Source organism: Beijerinckia sp. 28-YEA-48 (assembly GCF_900104955.1).
Lineage (GTDB): Bacteria > Pseudomonadota > Alphaproteobacteria > Rhizobiales > Beijerinckiaceae > Terripilifer.
Genome location: NZ_FNSI01000001.1, coordinates 5,522,435 through 5,538,210 on the forward strand (window position 1 = coordinate 5,522,435; position 15,776 = coordinate 5,538,210).

A 15,776-nucleotide genomic window follows, 5' to 3' on the forward strand; every position below is an offset into this window, starting at 1 on the left:
GCGCAGCAATCGCGCGGGAATAACTTTGCTTTCGCCGCTTCTTTAATTTGGAAGAAATCTAAACTGAGATCGATGGGACGTTGCTGCTGCCCGCTGTGACGAACGGAAGCGCGGCGACGAATGATAATCGTTCTAAAACAGAGTCTTTGACCGTCATCTTTCCTTCTGCAATGACCGACTTGGTATTTACGCCAGTATTTCTACAGGTGGCCGGGGTTGCAGATGACTATTGGAAAAACGCCGCGTTCGCTGCGCGCGAATGTCGTGGGCGCGTCTTTGGGCTCGTCGTTTCGTGTCGGTATCGATCCATCAAGCCTCGTGACGACGGCGGCCGCCGTTCTCATGACGGCGGGTTCGGTGGGCAATGCCGAGGCGCAGCAGAGCGAGCCTTTGCCGTCGGTCACGGTCGATGCGCCAGTGGTGCATCACCGCAGCGCGCCGCCACGCCAGAGCGTGGCCCATACACGCGCACGTGTTGCTCTGCGCCGTGCGGCGCCGCGCACGCCGCCAGCCCCCGCGCAGCCGACATCCTCTCCCGCCGGCGCCACGAGCGTGCCGACATTCGCGCGCCTGCCTGGCAGTAATCCTTATGCCGATGCGGCGGCGCCCTATAAGGCGGATCGGCTGGCCTCGTCGAAATTCGCCGAGCCTCTGCTCAACACGCCGAAGACGGTGACCGTTCTCACCAAGGAAATCATCGAAGACAAGAACGCGACATCGTTTCGCGATCTGGCGCGCACGACGGCGGGCCTGACGCTGGGCACGGGCGAGGGCGGCAATGCCTTCGGCGATCGCTTCTTCATTCGCGGTTTCGATGCGCGCAATGACGTTTTCGTTGATGGCGTGCGCGATCCGGCGGTGAGCATCCGCGAGAATTTCTTCACTGAACAGGTCGAAATCCTGCGCGGCCCGTCGTCCTCCTTCGCGGGACGCGGCACGGCGGGTGGGGCGGTCAATATCGTCACCAAACAGGCGCAGGATCAGAATTTCTACAAAGCCGATGCGACGGTCGGCACGGATTCAACACGGCGCCTGACCTTCGACGTCAATCAGGTGATCTCCCCGGCGCTGTCCATCCGCGCGGCGGGCATGGGCCAGCAGGCCAATGTCGCGGGCCGTGACTTCGTGTTCGACGATCGCTGGGGCGGTTTGCTGGCCGTGGCTTTCAAGCCCAACGACCAGTTGAAGGTCACCGCCAACTATATGCATATCGACTTGAACATGCTGCCGGACTTCGGCGTGCCATATAACACCGCCGCTGGCGCGCCATTCACGGAAACCGGCGTGCCGCGCAACACCTATTACGGCTTCGTCAATCGCGACTTCCAGAAGGTCAAGCAGGACATCCTCACCCAGAACACCGAATATGCGGTCAATGAGCATCTGACGGTGAGCAATAAGTTCCGCTATGAGCGGTCGGTGCTCAACTATCTCGGCACCATCCCGGAATCGCCGAACCTGACCACGCTGACCTATACCGGCAATCCGCAGAGCCGCTATCAGGTGACGACGGTGTTGGCGGATCAAACCGACGCGACGTTCAAATTTGACGTGGGCCCGGTCAAGAGCACGACATCGGTTGGCACCGAATTCTCGCGCGAACAGGTGAGCTACGACACGTATAAGGGGCTGTCGTCGGAGGCGCTGCCTGGGGGCTTCAGCGGCTCTGGCTCGGTGATGAATGCCTCCATCTTCAATCCGCCGAACCTCTTGCCATTCTCCGGCTCGCCGGTTCTCACTGGCAATCCCATCGCCACCAGGGTCGATACCAAAAGCGTCTACCTCATTCAAAACGTCAATTATCAGGATCTGGTCATCCTGAACGGTGGTCTGCGTTACGACAATTACAACATCAGGTCGTCGCAGGCCGGCAGTACGGTTGGAACCACGTCGGGGCTTGTCAATTACAACGCCGGCATCACCATCAAGCCGCTGCCTTATGCCAGCGTCTATGCCGCCTACGCCACGTCGTCCAATCCGGTTGGATCGGCGCTCGATGGTTCGTCGCTCGCCTATGGCGGGTTCAATCCGATCGCTCCGGTCAATCAGGTCTTCGCGCCACAGCGCAACAAAGCGTTTGAGATCGGCACCAAATGGGAGCTGTTCGATCGGCATCTCTTGCTGACGGCGGCGTTGTTCCACACCCGTGTCGACAATGCGCTTGAATCGATCACGTTGAACGGTGTGCGCAACACCATCGTGCAAGGCGCGTCCTATCACGTGCAGGGTATCGATCTGGGCCTGGGCGGCAAGATCACGCCGGAGTGGAGCGTCTTCGGCGGCATGACCTTAATGGAATCGCGCGTTGATCAATCGGCCGTGCCGAGCAATGTCGGTCTGAAGCTGGCGAATGTCGCGCATCAGTCGTTCAACCTGTTGAGCAAATATCAGGTCACGAACTGGCTCGAGATCGGCGGGCAGGCGACCTATATGTCGCGGATCTACGGCGGCACGCTGCTGGCCGCCAATCAGGGAACGTCGATCCCGTCCCATTGGCGGTTCGATACGTTCCTGGAAGGCAAGATCAACGACAAGCTGACGTTGAAGCTGTTCGTGAACAACATCTTCAACACGCGTTACTACGATGCGCTGTATCAGAGCGCCGCGCCCTTCGTCTTCATCGCGCCGGGCCGCTCCGCTCAAATCATGCTGTCAGCAAAGTTCTGATCAAATAAAATGGCCGGGCAGATGCCCGGCCATCATCATTCTTGCTGGTGCAATCCGCGCCGTTACGGCGAGCTCTGCATCTCTTCGAAGATCAGCTTGCCGTCGGCCGCCTTCTTCCAGATGTACATGACATAGTCAGAGTCGGTCCGGTCGCCCTTGGCGTCGTAGGAGATGTGGCCGATCACCGTGTCGAAGCTTTTGCCCGAATGCATGAATTCAGCGACCTTCTTGGGATCGGTCGACTGGGTGGCTTCCATCGCCTGTTTCAGAATCTGCACGGCCGCGTAGGTATAGAGCGTGTAGGATTCCGGATTGATCTTCTTGTCGATGAATTTCTTGACGATGGCCGCGGCATCCGGGCGCTTGGTCGGGTCCGGGCCATAGGTCATCAGCGTGCCCTCGACGCCGGGGCCGCCGACAGCGGCGAACTCGGCCGAGGCGATGCCGTCGCCGCCCAGCAGCACGGAGTTGACGCCCTGGTCGCGCATCTGGCGCACGAGCAGGCCGCCTTCCGGATAGAGGCCGCCCCAGACCACCAGATCAACACCCTGCTGGCGCAGCTTCGACACCAGCGCCGAATAATCTCTTTCGCCGACATTGATGCCTTCGTAGAGAACCTCGGTCACGCCGCCGCTGTTCATGTTCTTCTTGATCTCGTCGGCGAGACCTTTGCCGTAGGGCGTCTTGTCGTGGATGACGGCGACCTTTTTGCCCTTGAAGTTCTCGGCGATATATTTGCCGCCGACCGCGCCCTGCTGATCGTCGCGGCCGCAGGTGCGGAACACGTTCGACAATTTGCGCTCGGTGAACACCGGATTGGTGGAGGCCGGCGTGATCTGCAGGATGCCGTTTTCCTGATAGACGTCGGAGGCGGGGATCGAAACGCCGGAATTGAAATGGCCGACGACGAACTTCACGCCGTCGCCTGCGAATTTATTGGCGACGGAGACGCCCTGCTCGGGGCGCGAGACGTCATCGCCGAGGAATAATTGAATTTTCTGACCGAGAATGCCGCCGGCGGCATTGATGTCCTCAACCGCCTGTTCGGCGCCGTTCTTCATCTGCGAGCCGAAGACGGCGCTGCCGCCGGTGATGGGGCCGCCGAGGCCGAGTTTAATCTGCGCCTGCCCCGGGCCAGCGGCCGCGAACGTTGCGGCGACAGCGGCAAGGAGTCCCAACCATGTTCTTTTCATTCGAGTCCCTCCGGACAGTTGCGTGGCCGTCTGCGCCCGACGCCATCAGTATGATTATTTCCCTGAATTGCGCATGAAGTCATCAGTAAACATCCGGAGCCAGAGCGGCCCGCTCATTTCGTTGGGTCGGCTTGGAACCCGTATTGGCGCCGCATCTGCCGGGCCCGCGTCACGGCATAACCGGCGGCGGCGAACAGGAATATGACGAGGCAGATCACGGCATAATAGCGCAGCGCGGTTGCCAGGGCCGTTGCATCCCGCGCGCCGATGGCGGCGATGATCGTGTCGAGCGGCACCGTGTTTTCGTGGAACAGCACATAATGCAGGAAGCCGACCACGGCGGCGAGCGCCAGGGCGTAGGGCACGATCTGCCAAAGTTGGCGCCAGGTCATGGCCAGGATGCGCCCCGTCGCCCAGCCGGTGGCGCCGCCGAGCAGCACGGTTAGGGCGAGAAAGGTCCAGGGCGCATTGGCCGAGGGGGCATAGAGCAGCCCTTCCATCAATGGCCTCCCTCGAGATAGGCGGCGCGGATTTCCGGCCGGGTGAGGAGTTCCGCGCCGGTGCCGGTCATGGTGATATGGCCGTTGACCATGACATAGGCGCGATGGGCGAGGCGCAGGGCGTGGAAGGCGTTCTGCTCGACCAGGAAGACGGTCAGGCCGTCGCGCCGGTTGAGGTCGCGGATGACATCGAAAATCTGTTTCACGACCAGGGGCGCCAGGCCAAGCGAGGGCTCGTCAAGCAGCAGCAGCCGGGGCCGTGTCATCAAGGCGCGGGCGATGGCGAGCATCTGCTGTTCGCCGCCCGACAAGGTGCCGCCGCGTTGATGCAACCGCTCCTTGAGACGGGGAAAGATGGCGAACATCCGCTCAAGGTCATCGGCGCGTTTGGCCGGATCGCCGAGCGCCGCGCCCATCAGCAGGTTTTCCTCGACGCTCATGCGCGGGAAAATACGGCGGCCTTCGGGTGATTGGGCGATGCCAAGGCGCGCGACGTCATGGGTTGGCATCTGGGTGATGTCGCGGCCGTCGTAGACGATACGGCCGCTGCGGGCGCGCGGCGAACCAAAGATCGTCATCATCAAGGTCGACTTGCCGGCGCCGTTGGCGCCGATCAGGGTGACGATCTCGCCTTGATCGACACGCATGTCGACGCCTTTGAGGGCGATGATCTTGCCATAGCCGGATTCGACCCCGGTGAGTTCGAGCAGGGGGGCGCTCATGCCGCCGGCCCTCCCTCTTCGTCCTCGTCGCCGGTGCCGAGATAGGCGGCGATGACCTTGGGGTCCTCGCGCACGGCGGCGGGCGTACCATCTGAAATTTTCACGCCATGGTCGAGCACGACCAGATGGTCGGAAATGTTCATGATGACGCTCATGTCGTGCTCGATGATGAGGATCGAGACGTCGTGCTCGTCACGGATGCCGCGCAGCAGCCGGGTGAGGTCTGCGGATTCACGCGGGTTGAGGCCGGCGGCCGGTTCGTCGAGACAGAGCAGCACGGGATCGATGCACATGGCGCGGGCGATTTCGAGCCGGCGCTGGTCGCCATAGGGCAGGTCGCCGGCGGGATCGTCGGCGCGGTCGTGCAGGCCGATGCGATCGAGCCAATAGACGGCGCGATCGATCGCCTCGCGTTCGCGCACGCGATAGAGCGAGGGGGCGACAAGGCCGATGATGGAAAAGCCGGAAGCCCGCATCAGCGCATTGTGCTGGGCGACGATTAGGTTTTCCAGCACGGTCATGCCGGCGAACAAGCGAATGTTCTGGAAGGTGCGCGCCACCTTCGCCTTCTTGGCGATGTCGTGGCCGGGCATGCGTTCCAAGAGATAGATGTCACCACTCGCCATGCGCCGGTGCCGGCTCGGCGAGCGCGTCAACGTGTCGATATCGGCTGGCGCGGCCAGTCCTTCGCGGGCGAAGGCAAGGCGGCCGGAGGTCGGCTTGTAGAAGCCGGTGATGCAGTTGAACACCGTGGTCTTGCCGGCGCCGTTGGGGCCGATGATCGCGGTGATGTCGCCACGGCCGGCGGCGAAAGACAGGCTATTCACCGCGCGAATGCCGCCAAACTGCATGCAAAGGCCGTCAACGGTCAGAACGGGGTCCGTCAACCAGCGCATCAGCCGTGACCTTCCTTCACCAGATCGCCGGCGATGGCTTTGCGGTGCTTCAGGAAGATCGATGGCGTTCGCGTCGAGATCAATCCGCGTGGTTTCCAGATCATCATGATGACCATGGCAAGGCCGAAAATCAGCATGCGATATTGGCTCGGATCGAACTGGCTGCCGAATAGCGTCTTGAGGAAGTCGAGTTCGCGCAGCGCCTCGGTGCCGCCGACCATGACGGCTGCGGCAAGCGCCACGCCGATCTGCGAGCCCATGCCGCCGAGCACGACGATGGCGAGGATGGAGGCGGACTCGATGAAGGTGAAGGAATTCGGATTGACGAAGCCCTGGCGCACGGCAAAGAACGCGCCGGCGAAGCCGCCGAACATGGCGCCGAGCGCGAAGGCGGTGAGCTTGGTGTTGGTGGTGTTGATGCCAAGCGACCGGCAGGCGATCTCGTCTTCGCGCAGCGCTTCCCAGGCGCGCCCGACCGGCAGGCGGCGTAGGCGCAGGGTGACGAAATTGGTGATCAGCGCCAGGGTCAGGATCAGATAGAACAGAAAAATCGTGCGGTGGATCGGCGAGAATTCGAGGCCGAAGCGGGCCGCGAAACCGTCATCGCCGGCGGTAAACGGCAGGCCAAAGAAGGTGACGCGCGGGATCGAGGGAATGCCGGCCTCGCCATTGGTGAGGTCGATCCAATTGGTCAGGACGATGTTGATGATCTCGCCGAAGGCCAATGTGACGATGGCGAGATAGTCGCCGCGCAGGCGCAACACCGGAAAGCCGAGCAGGATGCCCCAGAAGGCGGCGAGAATGCCGGCGAGCGGCAGGCAGAGCCAGAACGACAGACCGAATTTGGTGGCGAGCAGCGCATAGGCGTAGCAGCCGACCGCATAGAAGGCGACATAGCCCAGATCGAGCAGGCCGGCGAGGCCGACGACGATGTTGAGACCCCAGCCGAGCATGACGAAGATCAGGATCTGGATGCCGTAGTTGTTGATCCATTTCAGCGAGCCCTGCGGCCCGAGCCAGGCATTGGTGACCAGGGGGAAGGCGAGTGCCGCGGCCAGCGCGAAAATCGCCACGACCGTGCCGGTGCCTTGCGGCAGCTTGATCGGCGCGCGCGGGCCCGCGCCGCCGAAATCGATACGATCGGCGGCGATCGCCAGGGCCAGCACGATCGCTCCGGCGATCAGGCCGAAGGCGATGGTCGTCGCGGATGGGAAGGCGGCGAAATAGGCGTGGCCGGCGGCATAGAGCAGCAAAGCGATGGCGAGCGCCGCCAGCACGCGCGCCATTTTCGTGTTCAGCATCGAAGAGGCGAAGCGGAAGGCGAACATGGCCATCGTCGCGCCAACGAGCCATTCCCAGCGCTGCAGCAGCACCAGGTGATTGGTCATGTCCGCTTCGGCGCGCAAAGCGATCATCGGGAAGCAGAGGCCGGCGGTGATCAGGCCGACAAATGCGGCGTCGCGCAGCGCGCGGGCAAGGCGGGGCAGGGTGGCGGCGCCGTCGGCGCGTTTGTCCTCCTGCATCATTCAGACCTTCTCGACTTCCGGTTTGCCGAGCAGGCCGGAAGGCATGAAGATCAGCACGACGATGAGGACGGAAAAGGCCGCGACATTCTTATAGTCGTTCGAGACATAGGCGGCCCACATGGTTTCGATCAGGCCGATCAGCAAGCCGCCGAGCACGGCGCCTGGCACCGAGCCGATGCCGCCGAGTACAGCGGCGGTAAAGGCCTTCACGCCGGGGATGAAACCATCGGAAAAGCTGATGACGCCGTAGTAGACCAGATAGAGCGTGCCGGCGACGGCGGCGAGGGCTGCGCCCATGATGAAGGTGATGGAGACGGTGCGATCGACATCGATGCCGAGCAGCGCCGCCATGCGCCGGTCCTGTTCGACGGCGCGCTGGGCGCGGCCCAAAGAAGTCTTCTGCACGAGATACCAGAAACCGGCGAGAAGGATGACGGTGACCGCGACGATGAGGATCTTCTTATAAGCGATCGTCAGGCTGCCATCGGAGCCGATGGCCAGCTGGATCACATCATTGAACATCGGTGGCAGCGGCTTGACCTGCGGTCCCTGCGAGACCTGGGCGAAATTGGCAAGGAAAATCGACATGCCGATGGCCGAGATGAGCGGCGCCAGGCGGAAGGAGCCGCGCAGTGGCCGATAGGCTAATCGTTCGATGCTCCAGTTCCACAGCGACGTGATCAGCATCGAGACGAGCAGGACGATGAACATCGCCACATAGATCGACGACAGGCCGACGAGCTGGGTCAGCGCCAGGAACATTATGAGGGCGATGAAAGTGGCGATCATGAACAGATCGCCATGGGCGAAGTTGACCATGCCGATGATGCCAAACACCATCGTATAGCCGATGGCGATCAGGCCATAGATCGAGCCCAGCGTGATGCCGTTGATCAGTTGTTCGAGGAAATTTGCCCACATCGCGCTGCAGTCCTTCTCTGCGACGCGACTGCTAGAGGCCTAACTCCTTGAAGACCTGCTGCGCCTCACGGAATGCGTGGTTGGCGGCGGGGATTCCGGCATAGGCTGCGCAGTGCATCAGGATTTCCTTGATCTCGTCCTTGGTCAGGCCGTTATTGATAGCGCCTCGGAGGTGAAGGCGAAACTCGTCCCAGTGGCCAAGCGAAAGCGTGACACTGAGCACGACCACAGACCGCATCTTGTGGTCAAGTCCGGGCCGCTGCCAAGGGTCGCCCCAGGCGGTGCGAACGATATAATCCTGAAATTCACGGGTGAATTCGTCGGTGCGGGCTGTCGCGGCATCGACATAGGCGTCGCCGAGAACGGCGCGCCGTACCTGCATGCCTTTTTCAAACCGTTCCTTGTCATCCATTAACGCGATTTCCGCCCCGCTTTTTTCTTGGCAGCCTTCTTGGCTGCCTTTTTCGCATTCTTTTTGGGCAATGTCTTTTTCGCCGCTGCCTTGCGTCCAGCTTTCAAGGGCGTTTTCTTGACCGCTTTTTTTGCAGTCTTCTTCGCTACTTTCTTGGCTGCTTTCTGAGCCGTTTTCTTTGCCGGTTTTTTAGCGGCCTTCTTGACGGAGTTTTTGGCTGTGGCTGTCTTCGCGGCCTCGGCGGGCTTGCTAGGGGACTTCGGCTTACCTTGGTCCTTGCTCTTTTCTTTGTTCTTTTCCTGGCCCTTATCGCTGTCTTTGGCCGGTTTCTTCACTGCCGGCCTCTTCGCCATGGCGGTTTTCTCAGCAGAAGCCGGCGCGGGGGCTGCTGATGAAGGCGCTGGTTTGTTCTCGGGGGCGCTCAGGAAGGACAGGATGGCGCGGTTGAAACTGTTCGAGGCCTCGATATTCGACAGATGGGCCGCTTCGAGAGCGGCGAGGCGCGCGCCTTTGATGTGATCGGCAATCAGCCCACCCATGGTTGGCGGGGTGGCGGGATCGTGGGTGCCGACGATCACCAGCACCGGATTGGTGATGGTGCGAATGCTTTCGCGTTGATCCATGTCGCGGATGGCGGCGGCGCAGCCAGCATAGCCCTGGGGTGGCGTCGTGCGGAACATCTGGGCGATGCGTTCGACGGCCTGGGGGGAACGTTCCTGGAATTCGCGGGTGAACCAGCGGTCCATCGTCGCAGCGGTGAGGGCTGCGAGCCCTTCCGATTTTGCGGTGCGGATACGGGTATTCCACACGTCCGGCCCGCCGAGATGGGCGCCCGTATTGGCGAGCACGGCGCGGCCGATCCGCTCGCGGGCGTGGGTCAGGAGCCACATGCCGACCATACCGCCCATCGACAGACCGATGTAATGGGCCTTCTTGATGTGCAGCGCGTCAAGGATCGCCAGGGCGTCGCGGGCCAGCTGCTCAAGGGTATAGGGGCCCTCGTCGGCGACACTCTGGCCGTGGCCGCGCGAATCGTAGCGGATGACGCGGAAACGCTGTTTCAGCGCATCCATCTGATCATCCCACATCTGTAAATTAGTGCCGAGGGAATTCGACATCAAAACGGCAGGGGCGCCGTCCGCGCCTTCAACGACGACGTTGAACTCCCCTGTCCCGACCTGCATCCGCGCCATTTGTCGAGCCCCTGTTCTGCCGTGGCGTCAAAAATCGCTTCTGTTATCGGTTGTTATGCCGGCATAGCGTCCCTGAACGCCGGGCGCAACTATTGATAAGGCCGCTAAAACTGATAGACCCGCCGGGGGAAACAGCTGGACTTTCCGGTCCGGTCCGCGGGATAAACCGCTGCCGAAGCGAGGACAACACGATGGCGATGACGATGAAAGGGGAGGTCACCCTTCCCGCGAGCAAGCAGAGTGTCTGGGAAAAGCTGAACGATCCGGTCGTGTTGAAGGAATGCATTCCGGGCTGCCAGGCCCTTGAGAAGACCAGCGACACGTCGTTTTCTGCCACCGCCAAAATCAAAGTCGGCCCCGTCAGCGCCACCTTCAAGGGCAACGTGGAATTGACCGATCTCGACCCGCCGAACGGCTATAAGATCAGCGGCCAGGGCGAAGGCGGCGTCGCCGGTTTCGCCAAGGGCGGCGCCCGCGTGGCCCTGACCGATGCGCCGGGCGGCGGTACGGTCCTGGCCTATGACGTGGAAGCCAACGTGGGCGGCAAGCTCGCCCAGCTCGGCGGCCGCCTGATCGATGGCGTCGCCAAAAAGAACGCTGATTCCTTTTTCGCCAAATTCGCCGAGGTCGTGGGCCGCGGCTGAGCCGGTTTCGTCCGTTTATCGGTCGTCTTGACCGCGACGGGCTGACGGAACAGAGTATTTGGAATTATTCGTAATATCAGGGGCGCGCGGGTGTCGCGCCCCCACCCCTGCGTGCCGCGGGTTCGTGTTTTTCAGGAGGAAGGTATGCCAAAGGTTTCCATGACGGTGAACGGCAAGGCTGTGTCCGGCAACGTCGATTCCCGCACGCTGCTGGTGCAGTTCCTGCGTGAAACCCTGCGCCTCACCGGCACCCATGTCGGCTGCGACACCAGCCAGTGCGGCTGCTGCGTCGTTCACGTCAACGGATCGGCGATCAAGTCCTGCACCTCGCTGGCTTTGTCTTTGGAAGGCGCCACGGTGACGACGATCGAGGGCCTGGCTCACGACGGCAAGCTGCATCCGATGCAGGAAGCGTTCCGCGAAAATCACGGCCTGCAATGTGGTTTCTGTACGCCGGGCATGATCATGACGGCGGTCGATATCGTGCACCGCAAGGGTAACACGCTCGACGAGCAGACGATCCGCCACGAGCTCGAAGGCAATATCTGCCGCTGCACGGGCTACCATAACATCGTCAAGGCGGTAGCCGCCGGTGCGGAGGCGATGGCCAAGTAAGAACGGCCAGGAGGGACTTCGGACCGGCGCGCGCAACGCGCCGATCCGCGGAGCGATCAGCCGGGGCAGGATATGCCGTCCCCGGCTGGGCATCAGCAGTTCGTTTCCGGGAGCCAGCCATGAGTGCAACGACAGGTGCAACGGGTATCGGAGCCTCCGTCCGCCGCAAGGAGGACCTGCGTTTCATCACCGGTCGCGGTCAGTATACCGACGACGTCAACCGGCAGGGGCAGAGCTACGCCTTTTTCGTGCGCTCGCCGCACGCGCATGCGAACATCCGCAAGGTCGACAGCAAGGCGGCGGCGAAAATGCCGGGCGTCCTCGCCATTCTGACCGGCGACGACATCGCCGCCGACAAGGTCGGCGGTCTGATCTGCGGTTGGATGATCCATTCCAAGGATGGTTCGCCGATGAAAGCCGGCCTCCATCCGGCCTTGGCCCAGGGCAAGGTGCGCTATGTCGGCGACCATGTTGCCGTGGTCATCGCCGAGACCCTGGCGGAAGCCCGGGATGCCGCCGAAAAGGTCGAGGTCGATTACGACGTGCTGCCGGCGGTCGTCGATATGGGCGCGGCCACCAAGAAAGGCGCGCCTGTCATCCACGACGTCGCCGCCAACAACACGGTCTACAATTGGCATCTCGGCGACAAGGCGGCGACGGATGCTGCCTTCGCCAAGGCCAAACACGTCACCAAGCTCGATATCGTCAACAACCGGCTCGTGCCCAATCCAATGGAAACGCGCGCCGCCGTGGGCGATTATGAACCGGGCACGGAATCCTTCACGCTCTACACGACGAGCCAGAATCCGCATGTGGCGCGGCTCGTTATCTCGGCCTTCATCGGCGTCGCGCCGGAAAACAAGCTGCGGGTCATCGCGCCGGACGTGGGCGGCGGTTTCGGCTCGAAGATTTTCATCTATGCGGAAGAGGTGGTCTGCGTCTGGGCGGCCAAGAAAGTCGGCCGGCCGGTGAAATGGACCTGCGATCGCACCGAGGCCTTCCTCTGCGATGCCCATGGCCGCGATCACGTCACCCATGCGGAACTCGCGATCGACGAGAATGGCCGCATCACTGGCCTGCGCGTCCACACGCTGGCCAATCTCGGCGCTTATCTCTCGACCTTCTCCTCGTCGGTGCCGACCTATCTCTACGCGCCGCTGCTGTCGGGCCAATACGATATTCCGGCGATCTATGCTGAGGTCGACGGCATCTACACCAATACGGCGCCGGTCGATGCCTATCGTGGCGCCGGCCGCCCGGAAGCGACCTTCGTGGTCGAGCGGCTGGTCGAAGTCGCGGCGCGGGAAACCGGCATCGATCCGGCGAAATTCCGCCAGAAGAATTTCATCACCAAATTTCCGCATCAGACGCCGGTGATCATGGCTTATGACGCGGGCAACTACGACGCTTCGTTGCAGAAGGCGTTGGAGATGTCCGACTATAAGAACATCGGCAAGCGCAAGGCAGAGTCCGAACGCCAAGGCAAGCTGCGCGGCATCGGCATTTCCGCTTATATCGAGGCTTGCGGCATCGCGCCGTCAGCCGCTGTCGGATCGCTCGGCGCTGGTGTGGGCCTCTGGGAATCAGCCGAGGTGCGCGTCAATCCAATCGGCACCGTTGAAGTCCTCACCGGTTCCCATTCCCATGGCCAGGGCCACGAGACCACTTTCGCGCAACTGGTCTCGGATCGGCTCGGCATTCCGATCGATGCGGTGTCGATCGTCCATGGCGATACCGACAAGGTGCAGATGGGCATGGGCACCTATGGCTCGCGCTCCGGCGCCGTCGGCATGAGCGCCATCGTCAAAGCGCTCGAAAAGATCGAAGCGAAGGCCAAGAAAGTCGCTGGCTTCTGCATGGAAGCTTCCGACAAGGACATCGAGTTCAAGGACGGCAAGTTCACCGTGCGCGGCACCGATAAGTCGATGGATTTCGGCGCCGTCGCCCTGCAAGCCTATATCGCGCATAAATTCAACGGCCAGGATTTGGAGCCGGGCCTGAAGGAAGGCGCCTTCTGGGATCCGACCAACTTTACCTTCCCGGCCGGCGTACATATCTGCGAGGTCGAGATCGATCCGGAGACCGGCGTGACCCATATCGAGCGCTGGAGCGCGGTCGATGACTTCGGCAATGTCATCAATCCGATGATCGTCGAGGGGCAGGTGCATGGCGGCATCGCCCAGGGCATCGGCCAGGCGATGTGCGAGGGCGCGATCTATGATGCCAAGGGGCAGCTCGTCACCGCGAGCTTCATGGATTATTGCATGCCGCGCGCCGACGATCTGCCATCCTATCAGGTTGGCATGACGCAGACGCCGTGCCCGTCCAATCCGCTGGGCATCAAGGGCTGTGGCGAGGCGGGCGCGATTGCCGCACCGCCGGCGCTCATCAACGCCATCACCGATGCGCTCGGTACTGAAAACGTAGCCATGCCGGCGACCCCGCAGGTGGTCTGGCGGCTGGCGCAGAAATCGATTACCCGAAAGGCAGCACAATAGGCCGCCCGAAACACGCCATGCCGCAAGGCCGGCCCACCCTTCAAGGGAGATGATCTATGTACGCATTCAACTACAGCCGGGCTGAAACCGGTCGCAAGGCGGTCAATCTCGTCGCCAAAGCCGATGACGCCAAATTCCTCGCCGGCGGTCAGACCTTGCTGCCGACCATGAAGCAGCGCCTGGCCTCGCCGGCCGCGCTGATCGACCTGTCGGGCGCCCCCGATCTGAAGGGCATCGAGATGAAGGGCCGCAATCTGGTCATCGGCGCGATGACGCGCCACGTCGATGTGGCGACCTCGGAACTGGTCAAGGAAAAGATCCCGGCATTGGCTGATCTCGCCGGCATGATCGGCGATCCGGCGGTGCGCAATCGCGGCACCATGGGCGGCTCGGTCGCCAACAACGATCCGGCGGCGGATTATCCTTCGGCCTGCTTGGCGCTGGGCGCGACGATCATCACCAACAAGCGCAAAATTCCGGCGGATGAATTCTTCACCGGTCTGTTCGAGACGGCGCTGGAAGAGGGCGAGCTGCTCACCAAGATCTCGTTCCCGATCCCCAACAAGGCGGCTTATGAGAAGTTCCGCAATCCGGCTTCGCGCTACGCCATCGTCGGCGTCTTCGTCGCCAAGAAGGGCAAGGACGTTCGCGTGGCGGTGACGGGCGCGGGCTCGAACGGCGTGTTCCGCCCGTCCAATTTCGAGGCAGCGCTGACGGCTAAGTTCCATGTGAAGTCGCTGGAAGGCGTGAACGCCACGGCCGAGGGCCTCAATTCCGACATTCATGCGGATGCGACCTATCGCGCCCATCTGATTGGCGTCATGGCGCGGCGCGCCGTCACCAAGGCGAATGCGAAATAAGGGATGGATCAAGCGCCCGCCGGGCGTTAGATTACAGCACGTGTGATGGCCGGGCCTGTCCCGGCCATTGGCATTTTCCGAAAGCCCATTGTCTCGCCGTGTCTTGCGGCGCTTCCGTCAGAACACCATGGCCAAATCAGCGAAAACTCCCACGCGCGACCCGCGCCAGCTTCCCACCTCCATCGACGACACGCTCGCGCTCCTCACCGAGGCTGATTATGTGGCCGACCGGTCGCTGGCGACGGTGCTGTTTCTGTCGTTGAAAATGGGGCGGCCGCTGTTTCTGGAAGGCGAGGCCGGCGTCGGCAAGACCGAGATCGCCAAAGTGCTGGCGTCATCGCTCGGCCGGCGGTTGATCCGCTTGCAGTGCTATGAAGGGCTCGACATTTCCTCGGCGGTCTATGAGTGGAATTACGCGGCGCAGATGATGGCGATCCGCTTGGCGGAGGCCGCTGGGGAGACCGACCGGACGCGGCTCGAGAGCGATGTGTTTTCCGAGCGCTATCTGGTCAAGCGGCCGCTGTTGCAGGCGCTGGAACCCACGCCAGAGGGGCCGCCGGTGTTGCTCATCGACGAACTCGACCGCACCGATGAAGCCTTCGAGGCTTTCCTTCTGGAAGTGCTGTCGGACTTTCAGATCACCATTCCCGAGCTCGGCACGGTGAAGGCGGAAGCGCCGCCGATCGTCATCATCACCTCCAACCGCACGCGCGAAATCCATGACGCGCTGAAGCGGCGCTGCCTGTATCACTGGGTCGGTTATCCCGATGCGGAGCGCGAGCTGAAAATCGTGCGCTCGAAAGTGCCGCATGCGCCAGCGAAACTGACCAAGGAAATCGTCGGCTTCGTGCAGCATCTGCGCAAGCAAGACCTGTTCAAACAGCCGGGCGTCGCCGAGACCCTCGACTGGGCGAGCGCTTTGTCGGAACTCGACACGATGGCGCTCGACCCGAAGGTGGTGACCGATACCCTGGGCGTGCTGCTGAAATACCAGGACGATATCGAGAAAATGGGCAGCCAAACCGAGCAGCTTCTGTCCGATATGCGCACGGAAATGCGTGTTTAGGCGCGCTTTTCACAGTCATGCTTAAGCACGCGCGGGCTTGCCGAGCGGCGCAACCTTGTGGAC

At 62.1% G+C, this 15,776-nt stretch carries 14 protein-coding genes; 6 read left to right on the forward strand and 8 right to left on the reverse strand.

Annotation, left to right across the window (positions count from 1 at the left end):
* Positions 1-222 precede the first annotated feature (222 nt).
* Positions 223-2,667, forward strand: coding sequence for a TonB-dependent receptor (locus BLW50_RS25960; protein WP_090707725.1), 2,445 nt, complete (start codon positions 223-225; stop codon positions 2,665-2,667).
* A gap of 62 nt (positions 2,668-2,729) precedes the next feature.
* Here the strand turns inward: BLW50_RS25960 and BLW50_RS25965 are convergent, their stop codons facing one another.
* The 8 genes from BLW50_RS25965 to pcaD all read right to left on the reverse strand — a co-directional run bounded on the left by BLW50_RS25965 (position 2,730) and on the right by pcaD (position 10,030).
* Complete coding sequence (locus BLW50_RS25965) at positions 2,730-3,860, reverse strand: branched-chain amino acid ABC transporter substrate-binding protein (protein WP_090707726.1); 1,131 nt, start codon at positions 3,858-3,860, stop codon at positions 2,730-2,732.
* Between the two features lie 113 nt (positions 3,861-3,973).
* Positions 3,974-4,360 (reverse strand): DUF6867 family protein, encoded by a 387-nt coding sequence (locus tag BLW50_RS25970; RefSeq protein ID WP_090707727.1) that lies wholly within the window; start codon positions 4,358-4,360, stop codon positions 3,974-3,976.
* On the reverse strand, positions 4,360-5,082 hold the full coding sequence (locus BLW50_RS25975; protein ID WP_090707728.1) for an ABC transporter ATP-binding protein: 723 nt from the start codon (positions 5,080-5,082) through the stop codon (positions 4,360-4,362). The genes BLW50_RS25970 and BLW50_RS25975 overlap by 1 nt, the downstream gene beginning before the upstream one ends.
* Positions 5,079-5,978, reverse strand: a complete 900-nt coding sequence (locus tag BLW50_RS25980; protein ID WP_090707729.1) for an ABC transporter ATP-binding protein — start codon at positions 5,976-5,978, stop codon at positions 5,079-5,081. The genes BLW50_RS25975 and BLW50_RS25980 overlap by 4 nt, the downstream gene beginning before the upstream one ends.
* Complete coding sequence (livM, locus tag BLW50_RS25985) at positions 5,978-7,504, reverse strand: high-affinity branched-chain amino acid ABC transporter permease LivM (protein ID WP_244544395.1); 1,527 nt, start codon at positions 7,502-7,504, stop codon at positions 5,978-5,980. The genes BLW50_RS25980 and livM overlap by 1 nt, the downstream gene beginning before the upstream one ends.
* A complete protein-coding gene (locus BLW50_RS25990; RefSeq protein WP_090707730.1) occupies positions 7,505-8,425 on the reverse strand; it encodes a branched-chain amino acid ABC transporter permease in 921 nt (306 codons plus the stop codon). It lies immediately after the preceding gene.
* 31 nt (positions 8,426-8,456) lie between these two features.
* Positions 8,457-8,837, reverse strand: coding sequence for a carboxymuconolactone decarboxylase family protein (locus tag BLW50_RS25995; RefSeq protein ID WP_090707731.1), 381 nt, complete (start codon positions 8,835-8,837; stop codon positions 8,457-8,459).
* A complete protein-coding gene (pcaD, locus tag BLW50_RS30925; protein ID WP_210186133.1) occupies positions 8,837-10,030 on the reverse strand; it encodes a 3-oxoadipate enol-lactonase in 1,194 nt (397 codons plus the stop codon). Before pcaD ends, BLW50_RS25995 begins: the two co-directional genes overlap by 1 nt.
* A 191-nt stretch (positions 10,031-10,221) precedes the next feature.
* Here pcaD and BLW50_RS26005 point away from each other — a divergent pair, with 191 nt between their 5' ends.
* The 5 genes from BLW50_RS26005 (at position 10,222) to BLW50_RS26025 (ending at position 15,713) form a co-directional block, all read left to right on the forward strand.
* Entirely contained in the window at positions 10,222-10,674 is a 453-nt protein-coding gene (locus BLW50_RS26005) for a CoxG family protein (RefSeq protein WP_090707732.1), read from the forward strand.
* Positions 10,675-10,818: 144 nt separating this feature from the next.
* Positions 10,819-11,289 carry a (2Fe-2S)-binding protein gene (locus BLW50_RS26010; protein ID WP_090707733.1) on the forward strand — a complete coding sequence of 157 codons (471 nt, stop codon included), beginning with the start codon at positions 10,819-10,821 and terminating at the stop codon, positions 11,287-11,289.
* A 119-nt stretch (positions 11,290-11,408) separates the two neighbouring features.
* Positions 11,409-13,787, forward strand: a complete 2,379-nt coding sequence (locus tag BLW50_RS26015; RefSeq protein ID WP_090707734.1) for a xanthine dehydrogenase family protein molybdopterin-binding subunit — start codon at positions 11,409-11,411, stop codon at positions 13,785-13,787.
* Positions 13,788-13,843: 56 nt separating this feature from the next.
* Positions 13,844-14,647, forward strand: a complete 804-nt coding sequence (locus BLW50_RS26020) for an FAD binding domain-containing protein (protein ID WP_090707735.1) — start codon at positions 13,844-13,846, stop codon at positions 14,645-14,647.
* 127 nt (positions 14,648-14,774) lie between these two features.
* Positions 14,775-15,713 (forward strand): AAA family ATPase, encoded by a 939-nt coding sequence (locus tag BLW50_RS26025; protein WP_090709729.1) that lies wholly within the window; start codon positions 14,775-14,777, stop codon positions 15,711-15,713.
* Positions 15,714-15,776: the final 63 nt, after the last annotated feature.